The 352-nt window shown below is 60.8% G+C and carries 2 pseudogenes; both read right to left on the bottom strand.

Annotated elements, in window-relative coordinates:
• Positions 1–222 (bottom strand): annotated as a pseudogene (locus ACNFH5_RS30590) (electron transfer flavoprotein subunit alpha/FixB family protein); the annotation flags it as partial.
• Positions 222–352: pseudogene (locus ACNFH5_RS30585) on the bottom strand (electron transfer flavoprotein subunit beta/FixA family protein); the annotation flags it as partial. The pseudogenes ACNFH5_RS30590 and ACNFH5_RS30585, both read right to left, overlap by 1 nt.

The following is a 352-nucleotide window of genomic DNA, read 5'->3' as shown; positions in this document are numbered from 1 at the left end:
GGCGGCGTTGTCGGCGACCAGCACCTTGGAAACACCAGCGATCTTGGCAGCAGCTTCGGCTACGCCACCGACGTTCTGGCCAGCGACCAGGACAGCGATGTCACCACCGATATTCCGGGCGGCGATCCGTTGCGCGGCAGCGACAGTGTTCAGAGTGGCAGCGCACAGTGCGCCGTCTGCTTTTCCAGAGGAAGTGTGCTCAGCGATTACCAGGATAGCCATCAGATTACTTTCGCCTCGCTCTTCAGTTTCTCGACCAGTTCGGCAACGGACTTGACCTTGATGCCGGCGCTACGGGCAGCCGGAGCTTCGACTTTCACGGTCTTCACGGTGGAAGCGGTGGAAACGCCCA

The sequence above is a fragment of the Pseudomonas sp. NY15435 genome, from assembly GCF_048068295.1.
Lineage (GTDB): Bacteria > Pseudomonadota > Gammaproteobacteria > Pseudomonadales > Pseudomonadaceae > Pseudomonas.
The sequence above is the reverse complement of the archived record's forward strand: the minus strand, read 5'-3'. Positions and strand labels throughout refer to the sequence as shown.